This is a genomic window from Streptomyces sp. PsTaAH-137 (assembly GCF_003259365.1).
GTDB lineage: Bacteria > Actinomycetota > Actinomycetes > Streptomycetales > Streptomycetaceae > Streptomyces.
Genome location: NZ_QLLY01000017.1, coordinates 161968 through 181527 on the forward strand (window position 1 = coordinate 161968; position 19560 = coordinate 181527).

The 19560-nt window shown below is 72.5% G+C and carries 18 protein-coding genes; 8 read left to right on the forward strand and 10 right to left on the reverse strand.

The annotated features are described in order from the left end of the window. Positions 1–42: 42 nt before the first annotated feature. The 6 genes from K377_RS31745 to K377_RS31770 form a co-directional block, all read right to left on the reverse strand. Positions 43–798 carry an SDR family oxidoreductase gene (locus K377_RS31745; RefSeq protein WP_111667021.1) on the reverse strand — a complete coding sequence of 252 codons (756 nt, stop codon included), beginning with the start codon at positions 796–798 and terminating at the stop codon, positions 43–45. Positions 799–802: 4 nt separating this feature from the next. Then, positions 803–2599 carry a glycoside hydrolase family 15 protein gene (locus K377_RS31750; RefSeq protein WP_111667022.1) on the reverse strand — a complete coding sequence of 599 codons (1797 nt, stop codon included), beginning with the start codon at positions 2597–2599 and terminating at the stop codon, positions 803–805. A gap of 114 nt (positions 2600–2713) precedes the next feature. Continuing rightward, the gene (locus tag K377_RS31755; protein ID WP_111667023.1) at positions 2714–3511 is read right to left on the reverse strand and encodes an SURF1 family protein; all 798 of its coding nucleotides are present in this window, start codon (positions 3509–3511) and stop codon (positions 2714–2716) included. 98 nt (positions 3512–3609) lie between these two features. Then, positions 3610–3843 carry a hypothetical protein gene (locus K377_RS31760; protein WP_111667090.1) on the reverse strand — a complete coding sequence of 78 codons (234 nt, stop codon included), beginning with the start codon at positions 3841–3843 and terminating at the stop codon, positions 3610–3612. Positions 3844–3979: 136 nt separating this feature from the next. After that, on the reverse strand, positions 3980–4972 hold the full coding sequence (locus K377_RS31765; protein WP_111667024.1) for a DEDDh family exonuclease: 993 nt from the start codon (positions 4970–4972) through the stop codon (positions 3980–3982). Positions 4973–5062: 90 nt separating this feature from the next. Then, the gene (locus tag K377_RS31770; RefSeq protein ID WP_111667025.1) at positions 5063–5695 is read right to left on the reverse strand and encodes a TetR/AcrR family transcriptional regulator; all 633 of its coding nucleotides are present in this window, start codon (positions 5693–5695) and stop codon (positions 5063–5065) included. Between the two features lie 136 nt (positions 5696–5831). Between K377_RS31770 and K377_RS31775 the strand changes: the two genes are divergently transcribed. The 8 genes from K377_RS31775 to K377_RS31810 all read left to right on the forward strand — a co-directional run bounded on the left by K377_RS31775 (position 5832) and on the right by K377_RS31810 (position 13511). Beyond that, complete coding sequence (locus K377_RS31775; protein WP_111667026.1) at positions 5832–6629, forward strand: acetoacetate decarboxylase family protein; 798 nt, start codon at positions 5832–5834, stop codon at positions 6627–6629. A 1-nt stretch (position 6630) separates the two neighbouring features. Then, a complete protein-coding gene (locus tag K377_RS31780; protein ID WP_111667027.1) occupies positions 6631–7515 on the forward strand; it encodes an SDR family NAD(P)-dependent oxidoreductase in 885 nt (294 codons plus the stop codon). A gap of 21 nt (positions 7516–7536) precedes the next feature. Next, on the forward strand, positions 7537–8823 hold the full coding sequence (locus K377_RS31785; protein ID WP_111667028.1) for an amidohydrolase family protein: 1287 nt from the start codon (positions 7537–7539) through the stop codon (positions 8821–8823). Then, a complete protein-coding gene (locus tag K377_RS31790; RefSeq protein ID WP_111667029.1) occupies positions 8820–10055 on the forward strand; it encodes an amidohydrolase family protein in 1236 nt (411 codons plus the stop codon). Before K377_RS31785 ends, K377_RS31790 begins: the two co-directional genes overlap by 4 nt. A 25-nt stretch (positions 10056–10080) precedes the next feature. Continuing rightward, positions 10081–10803 (forward strand): VIT family protein, encoded by a 723-nt coding sequence (locus K377_RS31795; protein WP_111667030.1) that lies wholly within the window; start codon positions 10081–10083, stop codon positions 10801–10803. A 73-nt stretch (positions 10804–10876) separates the two neighbouring features. Further along, on the forward strand, positions 10877–11773 hold the full coding sequence (locus tag K377_RS31800; RefSeq protein ID WP_111667031.1) for a sterol desaturase family protein: 897 nt from the start codon (positions 10877–10879) through the stop codon (positions 11771–11773). Then, positions 11770–12444, forward strand: a complete 675-nt coding sequence (locus K377_RS31805) for a lysoplasmalogenase (RefSeq protein WP_111667032.1) — start codon at positions 11770–11772, stop codon at positions 12442–12444. The genes K377_RS31800 and K377_RS31805 overlap by 4 nt, the downstream gene beginning before the upstream one ends. A 23-nt stretch (positions 12445–12467) precedes the next feature. Further along, positions 12468–13511 (forward strand): zinc-dependent alcohol dehydrogenase family protein, encoded by a 1044-nt coding sequence (locus K377_RS31810; protein ID WP_111667033.1) that lies wholly within the window; start codon positions 12468–12470, stop codon positions 13509–13511. Between the two features lie 10 nt (positions 13512–13521). On the opposite strand, the gene K377_RS31815 is transcribed toward K377_RS31810, so the two are convergent. The 4 genes from K377_RS31815 to K377_RS31830 form a co-directional block, all read right to left on the reverse strand. Then, positions 13522–14532: a CopD family protein gene (locus K377_RS31815; protein ID WP_111667034.1), complete on the reverse strand. Its 1011-nt coding sequence runs from the start codon at positions 14530–14532 to the stop codon at positions 13522–13524. A gap of 130 nt (positions 14533–14662) precedes the next feature. Next, positions 14663–16042 (reverse strand): CoA transferase, encoded by a 1380-nt coding sequence (locus tag K377_RS31820; RefSeq protein ID WP_111667035.1) that lies wholly within the window; start codon positions 16040–16042, stop codon positions 14663–14665. 76 nt (positions 16043–16118) lie between these two features. Further along, positions 16119–17675: a S8 family serine peptidase gene (locus K377_RS31825; RefSeq protein ID WP_111667036.1), complete on the reverse strand. Its 1557-nt coding sequence runs from the start codon at positions 17673–17675 to the stop codon at positions 16119–16121. A gap of 72 nt (positions 17676–17747) precedes the next feature. Further along, positions 17748–19274, reverse strand: a complete 1527-nt coding sequence (locus K377_RS31830; protein ID WP_111667037.1) for a S8 family serine peptidase — start codon at positions 19272–19274, stop codon at positions 17748–17750. Between the last annotated feature and the right edge of the window lie 286 nt (positions 19275–19560).

A 19560-nucleotide genomic window follows, 5' to 3' on the forward strand; every position in this document is an offset into this window, starting at 1 on the left:
CGACAGACGGGGCGCAGCCCCGTGCCCCCCGGGACCGCACCCCTAGAATCCGTGCCGGTACCCACCGTCGACCGGCAGCATGACCCCGGTCAGATACGAAGCGGCCGGCGACAGGAAGAACGCCGCGGCCCGCCCGAACTCCTCAGGCGTCCCGTACCGCCGCAGCGGAATCCGCGACTCGTTGGCGGTCCGCGTGGCCTGCGGGTCCGCCGAGTACCCGTCGAGCTCGCGCACGCGATCGGTGTCGATCCGTGCGGGCAGCAGCCCCACGACCCGGATACCGCGCGGCCCCAGCTCGTCCGCGAGCGACTTGGCGAACCCGGCGAGCCCGGGCCGCAGCCCGTTGGAGATGGTCAGCCCCGGGATCGGCTCGTGCACGGACCCGGAGAGCACGAACCCGATGACGCCGCCGTCATCGAGCTCGGCCGCCGCCGTCCTGGCGATCCGCACGGCGCCCATGAACACCGAGGAGAACGCCGATTCCCACTGCTCGTCCGTGTTGTCCGCGACGAAGCCGGGCGCGGGCCCGCCCACGCTGACGAGAATCCCGTCGAACCGCCCGAACTGCTCGCGGGCGGCACCGATCACCCGTTCGGCGACGGCCGGATCGGCGTTGTCGGCGGCGACCCCGTACGCGTTCGGGCCCAGCTCGGTCGCGGCGGCCTTGACCTTCTGCTCGTCGCGCCCGGTGATGACCACCTTCGCGCCGTCGCCGACGAGCTGGCGCGCGGCGGCGTTGCCGAGGCCGCGGGTGGCGCCGGTGACTACGTAGACACGGTCCTTCAGTCCAAGATCCATGGCTCTATCCTGCCTCTCGGTCCGGCTCGGGCGCGAACAGGGTCAGCGCGGTGTTCACGAGTCCGATGTGGCTGAACGCCTGCGGGAAGTTCCCCAGCTGGTGCCCGGCCACGGGGTCGTACTCCTCGGCGAGCAGCCCCACGTCGTTGCGCAGCGACAGCAGCCGCTCGAACATCTCCCGTGCCTCGTCCTTCCGGCCGATCATGTGCAGCGCGTCGGCCAGCCAGAACGAGCAGACGAGGAAGGTGCCCTCGCCGCCCGGCAGTCCGTCGACCTCCGTCCCGGTCGTGCTGTACCGGCGCAGCAGGCCCTCGTGCGACAGCTCCCGCTGTACCGCGTCGACCGTACCGACGATGCGCGGATCGTCCGCGGGCAGGAATCCCGCGCGGGGCAGGAGCAGCAGGGCCGCGTCGAGTTCCCGGGATCCGTAGGACTGCGTGAACGTGTTCCGCTCGGCGTCGTAGCCGCGCTCGCACACGTCGCGGTGGATGGTGTCGCGCAGTTTGCGCAGCCGGTCGAGATCGCCCGGCAGCCGCGGGTCCTCCTCCATCGACCGCACGGTGCGGTCCACCGCGACCCAGGCCATCATCTTCGAGTGGACGAAGTGGCGGCGCCGCCCGCGCACCTCCCACAGCCCCTCGTCGGGCTCGGACCACGCCTCGTGGAGGAAGTCGAGCAGGGCCAGCTGCAGCCGCCAGGCGTGCGGTCCCGCCTCCAGACCGGAACGGCGGGCCAGTGCCAGGGAGTCGACCACCTCGCCGTAGACGTCGAGCTGCAACTGCCGTACGGCCTCGTTCCCGGTCCGTACGGGACGGGAGGCGCGGAAGCCGTCCAGCCAGTCCAGCTCCTGCTCGGGCAGCCGCCGTTCGCCCGCGAGCCCGTACATGATCTGCAGGTCGGCGGGGTTGCCCGCGGCGGCCCGCAGCAGCCAGTCGCGCCAGGCCCTGGCCTCTTCCAGATAGCCCGCGGACACGAGCGCGCCGAGCGTGAGGGTGGAGTCCCGCAGCCAGCAGTAGCGGTAGTCCCAGTTGCGTACGCCGCCGATCTCCTCCGGCAGCGAGGTGGTGGGCGCGGCCACGATGCCGCCGGTCGGTGCGTAGGTGAGCGCCTTGAGCGTCAGCAGGGAGCGCAGTACGGCGTCCCGGTGGGGTCCGTCGTAGGTGCAGCGGTCGGCCCAGGCCCGCCAGTCCTCCAGGCTGTGCTCCAGGGACTCGTACGGGTCGACCAGGGCCGGGCGTTCCTCGTGCGACGGGTGCCAGGTCAGCACGAAGGCGACCCGCTCGCCCTCCTCCACCGTGAACTCCGCGTGCGTGGCGAAGTCCTTGCCCCAGCTGTGCACCTCCGGCTCGTTGCGCAGCCACGCCGAGTCGGGTCCCGCGACGGCCACCCGGTGTCCGTCGACCCGGCGCATCCACGGCACGACGGAGCCGTAGTCGAAGCGCAGCCGCAGCTCGCTGCGGACGGTGACCCGGCCGCTGATCCCCTCGACGATGCGGACGAGATCGGGGGCCTGGTCGCGCTGCGGCATGAAGTCGGTGACCCGGACGCTGCCGTCGTCGGTGTCCCACTCGGTGTCGAGCACGAGCGAGCCGGACCGGTAGGAGCGGCGGGCGCAGTCCCCGTCGGTGTCCTTCGGGGCGATCCGCCAGTGCCCGTTCTCCTCGTCGCCGAGCAGCGCGGAGAAACAGGCGGGGGAGTCGAAGCGCGGCAGACACAGCCAGTCGACGGAACCGCCCCGGGAGATCAGGGCGGCGGTCTGTTCGTCGCCGACGAGCGCGTAGTCCTCGATGGGTCGATGCATACGGTTGCGGTTGCCCCGTCAAGGGCCCGGGGAACTGCGCGGGCGGTCACACACAACCAGTACGCACGAGGGACATCAACCACCCGGCCGAGCGCGGGCCCGCCGCAGACCGTCCTAGACGGCGGCCGGGGTCACCTCGTCCACGGGCTCGTCCTCCTCCTTGCGCCGCCGGTCGCGCAGTTCGCGGCGGAGCAGGACCACCCAGCCGACGGGCACCGCGGCGGCGAACAGCCACCACTGGTAGGCGTACGCGAGGTTCAGCGCGGCGTCCTCCTTGCCGGGCTGGCCGAGCTGCTCCGGGACGTCGCCCTTGGGCGTGGGGGAGGTCTGTGCGACGTACCCGCCGAGCACCTCGGCGTCGCCGCCGATGCGCTTCGCCTCCTGCTTGCTGTTGATCAGCATGACCTGCCGGTCGGGCAGGCCCCGCAGGTTCTTGATGCCGCTGGCCGCGGTCGTCTCGTCGGGCATCAGACGGCCCTGGAGAGTGGTCTCGCCGGACGGCGGCGCCGGGATCTTCGGGAAGGAGGTCTGGCTGCCGCTGTCGGGGACCCAGCCCCGGTTGACCAGCAGGATCTTGCCGTCCTTCAGGACGAACGGGGTGAGGACGTGATAGCCGACCTCGTCGTTGGAGTTGACGCGGCGGCGCACGACGATCTCGTCCTCGGTGTCGAAGCGGCCGGTGGCCGTGACGGTGCGGTAGCGCTCCTTGCTGGTGACGGTGTGCCCGACGGACGCCAGGTCCTCGACGGCGACCGGCTTCGCCTTCAGCGCGTCGGTGACCAGCTGATTGCGGGCGGCGCGCTCGTCGTGGCGGTGCATCTGCCAGATGCCCAGCCGGATCATCGTGGGGATGAGGACGAGGGCGACCAGCGTGAGGATCACCCACTGCCGAGTCAACAGGAAGCGGTACACCCCATGACGGTACCGCCCGGCCATGGGGTGTTTTCAGGGGGGTGCGCCCGGCTTGGGCGGCCGGGCGCCGTAAGGGCTCGTACGGGAGTCGTGGGGACTCAGACCTTGTCGACGATGCCCACCCGCCCCTCGGAGCGGGCGCAGTGCGCCCCGCAGTACCAGTGGCCCTCCACCTCGACGCCCTGCCCGATGATCCGCGAGCGGCAGTGCTCGCAGATGGGCGCCATGCGGTGGATGGCGCAGGAGAAGCAGTCGAAGACGTGCACCGCGCCCTGCGCGTGCACCTCGAAGGACATGCCGTAGTCGTTTCCGCAGACCTCGCAACGTGCCATGCGCCACAGGGTGCGGGCGCGGGCCCCGGCGGACGGGCGGGCGCGGGGCGAGTCGCCCCACAAATCACCCGTCTGTCGGCAATGTCTCCCTATTTACGGACGGTACTTCTTGTCTGTGTCTTCTGCTTGTCCGTGTCTACTGCTTGTCCGCGTCGGCGACGTCCTGGAGGAGCTGGCCGAACGCCGCCTCGTCCACGACCGGCGTCCCGAACTGCTTCGCCTTCACGGCCTTCGACGTGTACGAGTCCGGGTCGTTGGTCACCAGCAGGCTGGTCAGCCGCGACAGGCTCGTCGCCACGTGCAGGCCCGCCTCGACCGCCCGGTCCTCGAGCAGCTCCCGGTCGACCGAGGTGTCTCCGGAGAACGCGACCCGCATGCCCTGCTTGAGCGGACTGCCCGGTTCGTACCGTCCCGGGTTCGGGTACGGGCACGCCGGACGCTTGCGCGAGGGACGCCAGCCGGCCGACGCGCCGCCACCGCCACCGCGGTACGAGGACTGCTGCTGGCGCGGCACGGACTGCTCGGCCCACTCGGTGAGCGGGCGGCACTCAAGCAGCGGCAGCCGCATGTTGCGCCCGGCGGCCACCGTCAGGCTCGGGCGGAACGCCTCGGCGAGCACCCGCGCGTCGTCCAGCGCGTGGTGCGCGTGCTCCTGGACGACACCGAAGTGCGCGGCCAGCGACTCCAGCTTGTGGTTGGGCAGCGGCAGGCCGAGCTCCTTGGACAGCGCGATGGTGCACAGCCGCTGCCGCACCGGGGCCGTGCGCTGCGCCCGCGCGTACTCGCGGGAGATCATCGACCAGTCGAACACCGCGTTGTGCGCGACCAGGACGCGGCCGTCCAGGCGCGCGGCGAACTCCTCGGCGATCTCCGGGAAGAGCGGCGCCCCGGACAGCACGTCGGTCGTGAGGCCGTGGATCCAGACCGGGCCCGGGTCCCGCTCCGGATTGACCAGCGTGTACCAGTGGTCCTCGACCTCGCCGCGGGCGTCCAGGCGGTAGACGGCGGCCGAGATTATCCGGTCGTCCCTGGAGAGGCCGGTGGTCTCCACGTCGACGACCGCGTATCCCTGCGGATACGCGGCCGGCCAGGGGGCTGCGGACGCTGCGGTCGGGCGGTCTTCGAGCATGGTCCCTGAGGATACGGGCCCTCACTGACAGTCCCGTCGCCGCCGTCCCCCTCGCGCGCCCCCAGGGATTCGGCCGGATCCGGCTCCGGCTCAAGTGGCCGGACAGAGCAGCGACTTGACCAGGGCGCGGACCGACGTCTCGAAGAGCCGCTCCGAGTCCACCGGTGCGGCGAGCGCGCGGGCGAGCGCCCGGTCGTCTTCCGCGGCGACCGCCTTCGCCCCGGCCCACAGCTCCTCCTCGCCGGGCCGCTGCACCGGCGCGCGCTCCCGGTTGCGCTCCACCAGGACGTGCCCGACGACCTGGAAGAGCACCGCCCGCACGGCCTCGGCGGCGGCCGCCCCGCGCAGCCCGGCCGCGTGCGCCTCGTGCACGAGGGCCCGCTGCACCGGCAGGAACATGTGCTCGGTGAGGCCGCGCTCGTGCACCATCGCCACCAGGTGCGGATGAGCGCGCAGCTGCCGGCGCAGGGTGCGGGCGATCGACACCACGCGCTCCTGCGGGCCGCTCCCGCGCGGCCGGATCGTGCCGAGGTCGGCGACGGTCCGCTGGACCAGGGCGTCGAGCAGCGACTCGCGATTGCCGACGTGCCAGTAGATCGACGTGACGGCCGTGCCGAGCTCGGCGGCCAGCTTGCGCATGGACAGCGCCTCGGGGCCGTGCTGCTTGACCAGGTCGCCCGCGACGGACAGGACCTCGTCCCGGGTGAGCGGCGCGCGTGCCATCCCTGCCCCCTCGACTCCCGTCGACGCACACGTCTTTCGGTGCACATGTCTTTACCCTTCATCGCCGCCGGTGTAACTGTGTTACAGGCGCCGAGCGCACGACCCCCGACACGTCACGGACGAAGGGCGGTACGACATGGCACGCGTACGGTACGGAGCGCGCACCGAGGCGGAGATCGCCGCCGCGCGCACCGCGAGCAGCAAGCTCCCCGACATCTGGTCCACCGGCGTGGTCGCCGTCTGGGAGTCCGATCCGGACGCGGTGGCCGCGGTGCTTCCGCCGCCGCTCAAGCCCGCCGAGCGGCCCCTGGTGCGGGCCAACATCAGCAAGGTCGACCTGCCGGGCTATCCGCTCGGCGCGGGCTCGGTCGCCGTCGCCGCCGAGCACGGGGGCGTACAGGGCTGGTATCCGCTCGTCATGCCGATGACGCACGAGCGGGCCCTCATCGGGGGCCGCGAGGTCTTCGGCGAACCCAAGAAGCTCGGCGAGGTCACCGTGGAGCGCGACGGCCTGGTGGTGCGGGCCGCGCTCGCCCGGCACGGCATCGCGTTCGTGGAGGTGCGCGGCGCGGTCAGCGGCACCCTGCCGGTCCCCGAGCCGTCGCAGAAGACGGACTTCTACTTCAAGTTCCTGCCCGCGGTGGACGGTTCGGGCTTCGACGCGGACCCGGTGCTCGTGCACTGCCTGCGCAACGAGAAGGTCAGGAAGCTGGAGCGGATCACCGGCGACGTCGTCCTGCGCGAGTCCATGTACGACCCCGTCGCCGACCTCCCCGTCCGCGCCCTGGTCGAGATCACCATCGGCGAGAAGACCACCGACCAGCGGGGCAAGGTCGTCGAGCGGGTCAGCGCCCAGGCCCTGCTCCCGTACATCCACCAGCGCTACGACGACCCCCAGCAGATCCTCGACGGCCCGCCCGAGGGGAGCGTCTGACATGGAGCTGCGGGAGGGACAGGTCGCCGTCGTCACGGGCGCGGCGAGCGGCATCGGGCTCGCGATGGCCCGGCGGTTCGCGGCGGACGGCCTGAAGGTGGTCCTCGCCGACGTCGAGAAGGGCGCCCTGGAAGCGGCGGCCGACACGCTCCGCGAGGACGGCGCGGTCGTGCACGCGCGCGTGGTCGACGTCGGGGAGCGCGAGCAGGTCGTGGCGCTCGCCGAGGACACGTACGCCACGTTCGGCGCCTGCCATGTGCTGTGCAACAACGCGGGCGTCGGCTCGGGCGCCGAGGGCCGCATGTGGGAGCACGAACCCAACGACTGGAAGTGGGCGTTCAACGTCAATGTGTGGGGTGTCTTCCACGGCATCCAGGCGTTCCTGCCCCGCATGATCGCGGGCGGCGAGCCGGGACACGTGGTCAACACCTCGTCCGGCGACGGCGGCATCGCCCCGCTGCCGACGGCCTCCGTCTACGCGGTCACGAAGGCCGCCGTCGTGACGCTCACCGAGTCCCTGTACGCGCATCTGAAGGCGGAGCACGCGCGCGTGGGCGCGTCGGTGCTCTTCCCCGGCCCCCACATGCTGCGCACCGGGCTGTGGGAATCGCACCGCAACCGGCCCGACCGGTTCGCCAAGGAGCGCCCGCGCAGGACGCCGTACCGAAGCCTCGACCAGTGGGAGGCGGCCATGAAGGCGGCGGGCAAGGAGGTCGCGTTCACGCCCGTCGAGGAGGTGGCCGACCTCGTCGCGGAGGGCATCGCGGCGGGCCGCTTCTGGCTGCTGCCCGAGAGCGAGCACAGCGACCGGCAGATCCGGGCCCGCTCGCAGTCGATGCTGGACCGGGCGAACCCGGCGTATCTGGAGAGCTTCATTCTCGACTGATCCTCCGAGGAGGGACGCACGATGAGCCACCAGGACGACCCCTACCTGATCATCTCCTCCGACTGCCACGCCGGGCTGCCCACCGAGGAGTACCGGCCCTATCTGGACACCCGGTTCCACCGCGCCTTCGACGACTTCCTCGGCGAGCGCGACGCCCGCCGCGCGGAGGCGACCCGGCTCGGCATCCGCAACGACGCGTTCGCGGCGAAGTGGTTCGCCGACAACGAGGAGGGGCTGCGCGGCGGTTGGGACGCCGCGCAGCGTCTCAAAGAGCTCGACGGCGACGGGGTGGCCGCCGAGGTCGTCTTCCCCGACGCGGACGCCGTGGACAGCCAGACGGCGGCCCCCTTCGGTGTCGGGCTCGGCCTCTCCGGCGACCAGGACCCCGAACTCGGCATGGCGGGCGCCCAGGCGCACAACCGCTGGCTCGCCGAGTTCGTGGGCCAGAATCCCGAACGGCACTGCGGTGTCGCCCTGTTGCCCATCACGGCCGATCCGGACAAGGTCGTCGCCGAGGTGCACCGGGCGAAGGAGTCGGGGCTCGGCGCCCTGATGATCCCGTCCATGTGGGTCGACAAGGACCCGTACCACGCGAGGCGCTACGACCCCGTGTGGGCGGCGGCGGCCGAGTGCCGGATGCCGGTCGTGACGCACTCGGGGGCCGCGCCGCGCCACGAGTACGGCGACCACCTCGGCATCTACGTGAGCGAGGTGACCTGGTGGCCGGCCCGCCCGCTCTGGTTCCTGCTGTGGTCCGGCGTCTTCGAGCGGCACCCGGGCCTGAAGTTCGGCATCGCCGAGTCGGGCTGCTGGTGGCTGCCCAATCTGCTGTGGTTCATGGACCGCCTCTACCTGGGCGCCCACGGCGGCAAGAAACTCTCGCCGTTCGCCGAACTGAAGCGCCCGCCGCACGAGTACCTCGACCGGCAGGTCTTCATCTGCGCCACCAACACCAAGCGCCGCGAACTCGCCCAGCGCTACGAGATCGGCGTCGACAACATCCTGTGGGGCAGCGACTTCCCGCACCCCGAGGGCACCTGGCCCGACACGCGCGCGTGGCTGAAGAAGACCTTCCACGACATCCCGGTCGCCGAGACCCGACGCATGCTCGGCCTGGCCGCCGCCGAGGTGTTCGGCTTCGACACCGAGAAGCTGGCACCGCTCGCCCGCCGCATCGGCCCGACCCCCGCCGACCTCGGGCAGGACACCGACCAGGCGGCCGTCGAGGCGTCCTGGGCCCGCTCGCGCGACGTGGGCCGCCACTGGCTGACCGACCACGACTTCCCGACCCTGGGGGTGAACCCGTGACCGGACCCACCGACCGCTACACGGTGATCTCGGCGGACTGCCACGCGGGCGCCGACCTCCTCGACTACCGGCCCTACCTGGAGTCCCGGCACCACGACGCGTTCGACGCGTGGGCCGCCACCTACGTCAACCCCTACGCGGACCTGCTCGCCGACACCGCCGACCGCAACTGGAACTCCGAGCGCCGCATCGAGGAGCTGGAGCGGGACGGCATCGTCGCCGAGGTCGTCTTCCCGAACACCATCCCGCCGTTCTTCCCGTCCGCCTCGCTCATGGCCCCCGCGCCCACGCGCGAGGAGTTCGAGCAGCGCTGGGCAGGACTGCGCGCCCACAACCGCTGGCTCGCGGACTTCTGCGCCGCCGCCCCCGGCCGCCGCGCGGGCGTCTTCCAGATCCTCCTCAACGACGTGGAGGAGGCCGTCAAGGAGATCCGCTGGGCGGCCGGAGCGGGCCTCAAGGGCGGCCTGCTGCTGCCCGGCACCCCGCCGGGCTCCGGCCTCCCCGAGCTGTACTCGTCGGCGTACGACCCGATCTGGCGGACCTGCGCCGAACTCGGCGTCCCGGTCAACCACCACGCGGGCTCGGCCTCCCCGCCGCTCGGCGACGAACCCGCCGCCCGCGCCGTGTTCATGGTCGAGACGACCTGGTTCTCGCACCGCGCCCTGTGGCACCTCGTCTTCGGCGGCGCCTTCCGCAAACACCCCGACCTGAGGCTCGTCCTCACCGAGCAGGGCTCCGGCTGGATCCCCGGCGTCCTCGACATGCTGGACTACTACCACGCGCGCCTCGTGCGGGCCGCGACGAAGGCGAACACCGCCGAGTCCAAGTTCGGCGCGGGCCTTGCCGATTCGATGGGCAAGGGCCCCTCCACCGTGTGGCGGGAGAACTGCTTCGTGGGCGCGAGTTTCATGCGCCCCCACGAGGTCCCGCTGCGCGACCGCATCGGCCTCGACAAGATCATGTGGGGCAGCGACTACCCGCACGACGAGGGCACCTACCCGTACACACGCGAAGGGCTGCGGATCGCCTACGCGGGACTGCCGCGCGACGAGATCGCCGCCATGGTCGGCGGCAACACCGCCCGCGTCTACGGCTTCGACCTCGGCCTCCTAGACCCGATCGCGGCGCGCGTGGGCCCCACCGTCGCCGAGATCGACGAACCGCTCAAGGAGCCCCCGGCCGACGCCACGAGCCCGGTCTTCGCGCCCGGAGCGTCGGTCCGGGTGTGGTGACGGCACGGGGTGTCATGCTCACCCCGTGACGGAACAAGAGGCAACGACAGGCCATGACGAGGCCCACGGCGGCGCGCTCGGCTCGCGGCTCAACTGGCTGCGCGCCGCCGTCCTCGGCGCCAACGACGGCGTGGTCTCCACGGCGGGACTCGTCGTCGGCGTCGCCGGCGCCACCGACGACCGCTCCGCCCTGCTCACGGCCGGACTCGCCGGGCTGCTCGCCGGATCGATGTCCATGGCGGCCGGCGAGTACGTCTCCGTCTCCACCCAGCGCGACTCCGAGAAAGCCGCGCTGGACATGGAGAAGCGCGAGCTGAAGGAACAGCCGGAGGCCGAACTCCAGGAGCTGACCGACCTGTTGGCGGAGCGCGGCCTCAGCCGAGAGGTGGCCCGCGAGGCCGCCGAACAGCTCACCGAGCGGGACGCGCTGCGCGCTCACGCGAGCGTGGAGCTGGGCATCGACCCCGACGACCTCACCAACCCCTGGCACGCGGCCTGGGCCAGCTTCCTCGCGTTCACCGTGGGCGCCCTGCTCCCGCTGCTCGCCATCGTCCTCCCGCCCTCCGCCTGGCGCCTGCCCGTCACGGTCCTGTCGGTCCTCGCGGCCCTCGCCCTCACCGGCTACAGCAGCGCCCGCACGGGCAACGCGGCGGTCGGACGGGCCATCGTGCGCAACGTGGGCGGGGGCGCGCTGGCCATGGCGGTGACCTATGCGGCGGGGTCGTTGTTGGGAGCCACCGGGGTCTGACGCCCTACCCCCGGTAATACTTGTCGGTAACAACCTCTAGCCGAGGCCAGGTCACCGCCCGTACGGTGCACGCATGTCGACGCCCAACCTGCCCGATGTCGTGCTGTGGTCGATCCCCGCCTTCGTGCTGCTCACGATCGTGGAGATCGTGAGCGTACGGCTCCATCCGGACGAGGACGGGGCCGCGGCCGGATACGACACCAAGGACGCGACCACCAGCGTCACCATGGGGCTCGGCAGCCTCGTCTTCGACTTCCTGTGGAAGATCCCGATCGTCGCGATCTACACAGCGGTGTACGAACTGACGCCGCTGCGCGTGCCCGTCCTCTGGTGGACGATCCCGCTGATGCTGCTCGCCCAGGACTTCTTCTACTACTGGTCGCACCGGGGCCACCACGTCATCCGCATCCTGTGGGCGTGCCACGTCGTGCACCACTCCAGCCGCAAGTTCAACCTCACGACGGCGCTGCGCCAGCCGTGGACCAGCGTCACCTCGTGGCCGTTCTACCTGCCGCTCATCGCCTGCGGTGTGCACCCGGCGGCGCTCGCGTTCTGCTCGTCGGTCAACCTCGTCTACCAGTTCTGGATCCACACCGAACGCATCGACAAGATGTGGCGCCCCTTCGAGTTCCTCTTCAACACGCCCTCCCACCACCGCGTGCACCACGCCTCCCAGGGCGGCTACCTGGACCGCAACTTCGGCGGCATCCTCATCGTCTGGGACCGCCTCTTCGGCTCGTGGGTGGCGGAGGTCGAGCGGCCCGTCTTCGGGCTCACCAAGAACATCAGCACGCACAACCCGCTGCGCGTGGCCACCCACGAGTACGCCGCCATCGCCCGGGACCTGAAGGCGGCCACCGGCTGGCGCGAGCGGGCCGGACGCGTGTTCGGCGGCCCGGGCTGGCAGCCCGCGCCACCGGCCCAGCCGGAGCCCGCCGCCGCCCCGCAGCCCGTCGAGGGCGCCGCGTGACCCTGCCCGTGGCCCTGCGCACCGGTTTCCTCGCGGTGTGCGCCGCCGATCTCGTCGCGCTCCTCGCCGGGGCGCACACCGTCCACGTCGTCCTCAAGCCGCTGCTCATACCTGCCCTGCTCGCGTACGTCGTCGCGCGCGGCGGACCCCGGCTGCTGTGGGGCGCGCTGCTGTTCGGGTGGGGCGGCGACGTCCTGCTGCTGTTCGACGCGGACGCCGCGTTCCTCGCCGGGATGGGCTGCTTCGCCGCGGGACACGTCTGCTATCTGCTGCTCTTCAAGCAGCACGGAACGGCACGCGCGCGCAGTGGGCTGCTCGCGGCCGGATACGGCGTCGTCCTGGCCGTCACCGTCGTCGCGCTCTGGCCCGACCTGCCGGCCGGCCTGCGCGGACCCGTCGCCGGATACAGCCTGCTGCTGACCGCGATGGCCTACGGCGCCTCGCGGCTCGGCGTGACGGCGGGCGTCGGCGGCGCCCTGTTCCTGCTGTCCGACTCGCTCATCGCCATGGGCCTCGCCGACTGGCCGGCCCTGCCGCGCCCCGACTTCTGGATCATGCTCACCTACGTGGCCGCCCAGTTCCTGCTGGCCCAGGGAGTCCTCGATGCGCGGCCCGCGCCCCGTGCGGCGTACCGTGAAGAGAGCGCCGTGACCCGGCGCACCCCTCACTGACCTGCACAAAGGAACACCCCCCTATGCGCGCCACCACCATCCACGCCCCGTACGACATGCGTGTGGAGGACGTCCCCGAGCCCGTCGTCGTGCTGCCCACGGACGCCGTCGTACGCGTCCTGCGCGCCTGCATCTGCGGCAGCGACCTGTGGGCCTACCGCGGCGAGGCCGCCCGGCAGCCGGGACAGCGCATCGGGCACGAGTTCCTCGGCATCGTCGAGGAGACCGGCGGCGAGGTGGCGGGCGTCCGGCGCGGTGACCTGGTGGTCGCGCCCTTCATGTGGTCCGACGGCGTGTGCGACTACTGCCGCGAGGGCCTGACCACCTCGTGCGAGCACGGCGGCTTCTGGGGCTCGGTCGGCTACGACGGCGGACAGGGCGAGGCCGTCCGCGTCCCGTACGCCGACGGCACCCTCGTCCGGCTGCCGTCGGACGCCGCCTCCGACGACCACCTGCTCTCCGCCCTCCTGACCCTCTCCGACGTCATGGGCACCGGCCACCACGCGGCCCTCGGCGCGGGCGTCCGCAAGGGCGCCACGGTCGCCGTCGTCGGCGACGGCGCGGTCGGCCTGTGCGGTGTCCTCGCGGCCAAGCGGCTCGGCGCCGAGCGGATCATCGCGCTCGGGCGCCACGAGGTCCGTACCGACATCGCCCGCACCTTCGGCGCCACCGACGTCGTCGCCGAGCGCGGCGACGCGGCCGTCGCGGCCGTCCGCGAGCTCACCGGCGGCCAGGGCGCGCACGCCGTGATCGAGGCCGTCGGCACCGAGCAGTCCATGCGGACCGCGGTGAACATCACCCGCGACGGCGGCGCCATCGGCTTCGTCGGCGTCCCGCACGGCAGCGGCACCGGCCTCGACCTGAGCGACATGTTCAACCGGAACATCGCGCTGCGCGGCGGGGTCGCCCCCGTCCGCAGCTACATCCCCGACCTGCTGCCCGACGTCCTGGACGGCACGATCGACCCCTCGCCCGTCTTCGACATGACCGTCGACATCGAGGGCGTGCCGGGCGGCTACAAGGCGATGGACGAGCGCACCGCCCTGAAGGTGCTCGTCACCAACTGACGCCCGGGGATCAGCTCCAGCGGATCGGCAGCGGCAGCGCCGTCAGGACCGCCGACACCACGACCACGATCCCCAGCACCACGACCTCCGCGCGCGCGGGAACGTACGCCCGCGTACGGTCCCGCGCGCGGGACAGCCGCAGCCGCGCCACCAGGGCCAGCACGGCGACGACCACCACGAGCGGCACCTTCGCGAGCAGCGTGCGCCCGTACGCCGTCGAGGTCAACTGGTCGAGCACCGTGCTCGACGGCATCCGGCGCAGCGTGCTGCACACGCCGGTCGCGGTGATCGCGGCGAGCAGCACCGCCGCCACGCGCGCGTAGAGGCCCAGAAGCGCCGCGCCCGCCTCGGGAGCGAGCGTCCGCCACGCGTGCGTGGTGCGCAGAACGTACAGCAGGCCGCCCACCCACAGCGCCGCAGCCGTGACGTGGACCAGGGTCAGCCCCGAGCCGACGAGCGCGGAGTCCTCGGCCGGCGGATGGGCGCGCAGCGCCTCCGCGACCGCCACCGCGGCCAGCGGCAGCAGCGCCGTACCGGGCCGCCGGGTCCGCGCGCACAGGGCCGCCACCAGGAAGGCATTCACCTCGACGAGGGCCAGGGTGCCGTCCCGCGTCCCGTACAGGCCGCCGATGTCGAGCGCCGCGAGACTGTCGGGGACCAGATTCCCGGAGGCCACCACGGAGGCGAGCCCCAGGGCCGCCACGAACCCCGCCCACGGCGCGTACGCCGACCAGCGGCGCGGCGACGGCGCGGCGGGCGCCACCCGGCGGGCGAGGAGACCGGCGAAGATCTCCCCGGCCTGGACGCACAGCGCGGCGAACAGCACGGTCCGCAGCAGCGCGATCCCTCCGGTGCCGGGCGCGGCGGCCTCACCCGTGCCGTCGAGGGCGGCCCGTGGCCCGAACATCGGGATCAGGGCCGCCGCGGCGACGAGCACGACGACGGCGACGGCGCGCCCGGCACCGGAGGGTCTGCGGACGGGCGCGTCCGCCGGAGCGGACAGTTCGGTGGTCGGCGGCATGGAACTCACCCAGCGATCTTGACCAGCGGTTCGGCGCGCGGGCAAGTCCAGGTGCGGCCGGTGGACACGGTCACCCATGGCCAGGAAGACGCACCGGAGGCGGCCCCGGTTCGCCGCGGCCGCCGGTGCGTCACGGTGCCGGCCACTCCGGCGCGTCCGCGCCCAGGGACCCGGGTGGCCGCCGCCAGTCGGTGGGACCGCCGTCGAACGACACCGGGGGCAGCGCGTACCGCAGCCGGCCCAGCGGGCTGTCCGTCTCCGCGAGCCGGGCGGCCGGGTCCGGCGCCCCGCCGGTCTCGGCGGGCTCCGGCCGCACCCCGTGCACCAGCCAGTGCGCCGTCTGCGCGAGCGCGAGCCGGACCACCCGCGAACCGCCCTCCGCCGCCTGCTCGGTGAGCGAGCGCAGTACGGCCGCCGCCAGCAGATAGCCCGTGCCGTGGTCGAGCGCCTGCGCGGGCAGCGCCCCGGGACTGCCCTCTTCACCCGTGTCGCCCTCGATCGCCGCGATCCCCGTGGCGACCTGGACGAGGCTGTCGAAGCCGCGCCGGCCGCCCCACGGCCCGTACGCGCCCCACGCCGACAGTGAGGCGACCACCAGGCCGGGGTGCCGCTCCGCCAGGGCTTCGGGAGCGAGCCCGAACCGGTCGAGCGCGCCCGGCCGGTACCCCGTGACCACCACGTCCGCGCCGGTCAGCAGCTCCTCGAAGACGCGTCGGTCCGCCCCCGCGCCCAGGTCGAGCCGTGTCGAGCGCTTGCCGAAGCCGGTGTCGGCGTGCGCGTCCGGGTCCTCCGGCAACTGCGGCGCGTCCACCCGCAGCACGTCCGCGCCGAGCAGCGCCAGGGTGCGGGTGGCGACCGGGCCCGCGATGACCCGGGTGAGATCGAGGACCCGGAGCGGGCGGCGCAGGTCGCGCGGTGGCGCGGCGTCGAGCCGTTCCCGCGTCAGCAGCGGGCGGGCGGCCACCTCGGCGCCCTGCGGATGCGCGGCCCACTGGTCCGGGGTGCGCAGCGCGACGGCCAGACCGCCGGCCGCGTACACGGTCTCCTCGACCTCGTACGCCGACCGCTCGGCGAGCAGCGCCGCCACCTCCGCGACGTCGGCGTCCGCACCGGCCCCGAGCGCCGCGCGCAGCCGGGCCCGGTGGTGCGGATAGTTCGCGTGGGTGCGCAGCCGGCCGTCCCGGGTGCGCCAGAAGCGCGACAGCGGGGCGAAGTTGACCGGGGCGCGCCCGTCGACGAGCAGGTGCCGCTCACTGGTGAAGGCCGTCGCCACCGCGCCGTCGTCGACCTGTACGGCGCCCACGGCGCGCCCCGCGCGCGTGGCGGCCAGTTCGGCGGCCGCGAGGGAGCACACGCCGACGCAGGCGGCGGCCAGTTCACGCACCGGGAGACGGGCGGGCAGCGCGCCCGCGCGCGTGAGGTGCGCGATACGGGACAGCAGGGCGGGGTCGCCGCCGAGCGCGTCCCAGGCGGCGGCGGTGGCCGGGGAGGGGCCGGTCGCGTGGGTCATACGGGCAGTGTGCCGCAGCGGTGGGGGCGGGACCCGACCGGGCCCCGCCCCCACCCTTCCGGCCTTCTGAGTGGCGTTACTTGGTCACGGCGTCCAGCGCGTCCGCCGCACCGGCACCGTAGAAACTGTTCTTGTTCTTGCCGCCCACGCACACCGCGTCGACCGTGCCGTCACCGTCGATGTCGTACGGATCGGTGCACGCCGTCGCGTCGGCCTCCTTGTACAGCAGCGCCTTCACCTGCGCCGCCGAGGCCTTCGGGTGCGTCGACTTGATGAGCGCGGCGACACCCGCGACATGCGGCGACGCCATCGACGTACCGGCCATGTACTGCCACTTGCCGCCCGGCACCGTGGACAGGATCAGTCCGCTGGTTGCCGGGGGAGCGGGCGTCTGGTACGCCGTGCTGTCGCCGCCGGGGGCGGCGATGTCGATGACGCCCTTGCCGTAGTTCGAGAACGAGGACTTGAGGCCCTTGGCGCCGGTCGCCGCGACGGTGACCACGCCGGGCAGCTGCGACGGGATGTCGAAGCAGTCCTTGGTCCTGATCACCCGGTGCGTCGGCGTCGAGTCGTCCGGCGAGGAGTCGTCGACGATCTCGTCCTGGGCGAGATCGGTGGCCGCGTTGCCGGCCGCCGCGACGTTCACCGCGCCCTTGCGCTCGGCGTACTGCGAGGCGCGGGTGACGGCCGTGACGAGCGCCTTCTGGTCGGCGTCCGTCACGCAGTTGAACAGCCAGGGATCGGTGTAGTAGCTGGAGTTGGTGACGTCCACCCCGTGGTCGGCCGCCCACACGAAGCCGCAGACGACGGCCTCCGTGTAGTACATGCCGGTGGCGGGCTCGGCCACCTTCAGGCTCGCGACCTTCACGCCCGGTGCGACCCCGGTGACGCCGACGCCGTTCTTGGCGGCGGCGATCTCACCGGCCACGTGCGTGCCGTGCCCGGACTCGCCCTCGACCGGGCGCCACGCGTTGTCCTTCTGCACGGGCACCCCGCCCAGGCAGTTGGCCGACGCCTTCCTGTCGAAGTTGGGGGCCAGGTCCGGGTGGGTGTCGTCGATGCCGGAGTCGAGCACGCCGACCGTCACCTCGGGGCTGCCGAGGGACACCTTGTGGGCCTGGTCCGCCTTCATCGCGGGCAGGTCCCACTGCAACGGCTCCAGCGGGTCCTGGTCCGCCGTGGCCGAGGCGGCCGCCTTCTTCGCCTCCGCCGCGGTCAGCGTCTGCCGGGTGGCGAGGTCGTCGCTGGACTGCGCGGCCAGCGGCGCGGTGCGCGTGGCCCCGGCCGACTGGACCCCGCGCGCGGTGCGGATCGTCCGCGCGAAGTCCGGGTTCTTGGAGTGGGCGACGATGACGCCGATCTTGTCGTACGCGATGACGACGGTGCCGCCGGCCTTGCCGATGGCCTTCTTCACCGCGGGATCGCCCTTGCCCGGGCGGACGTTGACGACATAGCTGAGGTCGGGTCCGTCGGTGGCGACGGGCGCGCTCGCGTGGGTGCTGCCCTCCGTGTCGGCCGCCGACGCGGTCGCGTTCGGCAGGAAGGCCAGCGCGGTGACCGCCGCGATGCCGAGCGGCAGGGCCAGCGGGCGGCGGGCGCCGCGCGGACGCGGACGGGAGTGGGGCGGCGTCATGAAGTCTCCGTTCGGTCGGTGGTCGAGCCGAGTACGTACGTCATGGGTGCGGCGACCAGGGCCCGCGAGCGGCTACTTGACCGCATCGAGCGCGTCGACGATGCCGTGGCCGTAGAAGCTGTTGTTCCGCACACTGCCGGTGCAGGTCGCCTTGTACGTGCCGGTGCCGTCGGGGTCGTACGAGGCCGGGCAGGCCTGCGGGTCCGCCTGCGCCTTGAGCAGCGCCTGCACCTGCGCCGGACTCGCCCACGGGTGGCGGGACTTGATCAGCGCGGCGACGGCGGCCGCGTGCGGGGAGGCCATCGAGGTGCCCTGGAGATAGCCGTACGCGCCGCCCGGCAGCGTCGACAGGATCCGGCCGTTGGCGTCCGGGGTGGCGGGGATCTGGAGCTTGTCGCCGCCCGGCGCCGCGATGTCGATGACGCCCTTGCCGTAGCTGGAGTAGTACGACTTGGCCTTGTTCACACCGGTCGCGCTGACCGTGACGACACCCGGCAGCTGGGTCGGGATGTCGAAGCACTTGTGCGGGTCGATCGTGCGGGTGACCGGCGTCGAGTCGTCGGGGCTCGAGTCGTCGACGATCGCGTCCGAGTCGAGGTCGTCCGACGAGTTGCCCGCCGAGGCCAGGTTCAGGGTGCCCTTGTGGGTGGCGTAGAGCTGGGCCCGGTTCACCGCGTCGACGATGGCCCGCTGGTCGGGGTCGTCGAGGCAGTTGTACAGCCACGGGTCCACGTAGTAGCTGCTGTTGGTGACCTCGACGCCGTGGTCGGCGGCGAAGACGAAGGCGCAGACGACGCTCTCCGGGTAGAACAGCTCGGTCTGCGGATCGGCCACCCGGATGCCCGCGACCTTCACGCCGGGCGCGACGCCCGCGACGCCGACTCCGTTGCGGGCGGCCGCTATCTCACCGGCGACATGCGTGCCGTGGTAGTGGTCCGGGGTCGCAGGCCGCCAGGCACCGTACGAGGTGTCCGCCTTGCCGCCGACGCAACTGGCCGACTGGGAGGCGGAGAAGTTCGCCGTGAGATCGGGGTGGGTGTCGTCGACGCCGGTGTCGATCACTCCGACCGTGACGTTTCTGCTGCCCGGGTTGATCTTCGCCGCCTTGTCGGCGCCGATCGCCCTGAGGTCCCACTGGTTGGCCTCCAGCGGCTCCTCGCCCGAAGCCGCCTTCGCGGAGGCGGACTTGACCTCGGCAGCCGTCAGCTTCTGGACCCGGCCCTCGTCGGTGGTGCCGGCCGCGGTGAGCGGCGTGGTGCGGGTGGCGCCCGCCGAGGCGACGCCCTTCGTGGCGCGGAGCAGCTTGCCGAAGTCCGGGTTGGCGGAGTGGACGACGAAGACGCCGATCCTGGCGTACGTCTCCACGACGGAACCACCGGCCGCGGATATCGCCTTGCGTACGGAAGCGATCGTGCGCGCGTCCGTGCTCCGTGTGTTGACGACGTACGCGAGCGAGCTGTCGGAGGCCGAACCGGCGTTCACCACGGGGGAGTCGGCCGGCGCGGCGACCGCGGACGGCAGGAAGCCGAAGGACGCCGTGAGCGCGATGCCGATCGGCAGTGCGAGGGCCGTACGTCGTCTGGCACGAAGATGAGCCATGGGATCTCCACATCATCCGTCGTTCAAGGGCGAATGGGGGCATATCTGGGGGCATATGCGGAAAGCCCGAACACAAGTGGTGCCCGGGCAGGTACATGACGCGTGGTGCGGAGCGAACGTATCGCTGGTCGCCGCAGGTCATCAACGAGTTCCGAAAGAAATCAAGGGAGTTGAACCGCTCCGTACGCGCCGCCGTGCCGTTGTGCAGGGGGCAAGGAGCACGATCCACCCCCCTGTCGGATCACGTCGGCTCGCTCTACCATCGCGACCCGGCCCACGTGATCCA

Excerpts from the sequence above, each read along its gene's own strand:
- K377_RS31830 (WP_111667037.1), bottom strand. The coding sequence starts at position 19,274 with ATGGCTCATCTTCGTGCCAGACGACGTACGGCCCTCGCACTGCCGATC.
- K377_RS31750 (WP_111667022.1), bottom strand. The coding sequence starts at position 2,599 with ATGCATCGACCCATCGAGGACTACGCGCTCGTCGGCGACGAACAGACC.
- K377_RS31765 (WP_111667024.1), bottom strand. The coding sequence starts at position 4,972 with ATGCTCGAAGACCGCCCGACCGCAGCGTCCGCAGCCCCCTGGCCGGCC.
- K377_RS31825 (WP_111667036.1), bottom strand. The coding sequence starts at position 17,675 with ATGACGCCGCCCCACTCCCGTCCGCGTCCGCGCGGCGCCCGCCGCCCG.
- K377_RS31800 (WP_111667031.1), top strand. The coding sequence starts at position 10,877 with ATGTCGACGCCCAACCTGCCCGATGTCGTGCTGTGGTCGATCCCCGCC.
- K377_RS31785 (WP_111667028.1), top strand. The coding sequence starts at position 7,537 with ATGAGCCACCAGGACGACCCCTACCTGATCATCTCCTCCGACTGCCAC.
- K377_RS31810 (WP_111667033.1), top strand. The coding sequence starts at position 12,468 with ATGCGCGCCACCACCATCCACGCCCCGTACGACATGCGTGTGGAGGAC.
- K377_RS31820 (WP_111667035.1), bottom strand. The coding sequence starts at position 16,042 with ATGACCCACGCGACCGGCCCCTCCCCGGCCACCGCCGCCGCCTGGGAC.
- K377_RS31745 (WP_111667021.1), bottom strand. The coding sequence starts at position 798 with ATGGATCTTGGACTGAAGGACCGTGTCTACGTAGTCACCGGCGCCACC.
- K377_RS31815 (WP_111667034.1), bottom strand. The coding sequence starts at position 14,532 with ATGCCGCCGACCACCGAACTGTCCGCTCCGGCGGACGCGCCCGTCCGC.
- K377_RS31775 (WP_111667026.1), top strand. The coding sequence starts at position 5,832 with ATGGCACGCGTACGGTACGGAGCGCGCACCGAGGCGGAGATCGCCGCC.
- K377_RS31770 (WP_111667025.1), bottom strand. The coding sequence starts at position 5,695 with ATGGCACGCGCGCCGCTCACCCGGGACGAGGTCCTGTCCGTCGCGGGC.
- K377_RS31760 (WP_111667090.1), bottom strand. The coding sequence starts at position 3,843 with ATGGCACGTTGCGAGGTCTGCGGAAACGACTACGGCATGTCCTTCGAG.
- K377_RS31780 (WP_111667027.1), top strand. The coding sequence starts at position 6,631 with ATGGAGCTGCGGGAGGGACAGGTCGCCGTCGTCACGGGCGCGGCGAGC.